Here is a 341-nt window from a genome sequence, read left to right as displayed (position 1 = left end):
GGGGTGAAGTCGTAACAAGGTAGCCCTAGGGGAACCTGGGGCTGGATCACCTCCTTACCTATACGACTAACTTAATGTTTGTTGAGTGTTCACACAGATTTGCTTGATAGAAGAAAGAGTAAAAGATGGGTCTGTAGCTCAGCTGGTTAGCACCCCAATCCCCTCATAAAGAGTAGGGTGAGGTCGGTGGTTCTAGATGAATATGGGTTTATCAAAAGATGGGTCTGTAGCTCAGCTGGTTAGAGCGCACCCCTGATAAGGGTGAGGTCGGTGGTTCAAGTCCACTCTGACCCACCAAATCTTCGTTCTCCTTTGTTAAATTAACACTCGTTTAGTGAACT

At 46.6% G+C, this 341-nt stretch carries 1 tRNA gene and 1 rRNA gene; both read left to right on the top strand.

Annotated features, from left to right (window positions below):
- Positions 1–57, top strand: a 16S ribosomal RNA gene (locus tag MO387_RS20900); the annotation flags it as partial.
- Between the two features lie 163 nt (positions 58–220).
- Positions 221–297 (top strand) — tRNA-Ile (locus MO387_RS20895).
- The last annotated feature ends 44 nt before the right edge of the window (positions 298–341 follow it).

Origin of the sequence: Shewanella sp. N2AIL, assembly GCF_022690845.1 — a bacterium.
Classification (GTDB): domain Bacteria; phylum Pseudomonadota; class Gammaproteobacteria; order Enterobacterales; family Shewanellaceae; genus Shewanella; species Shewanella baltica.
The sequence above is the reverse complement of the archived record's forward strand: the minus strand, read 5'-3'. Positions and strand labels throughout refer to the sequence as shown.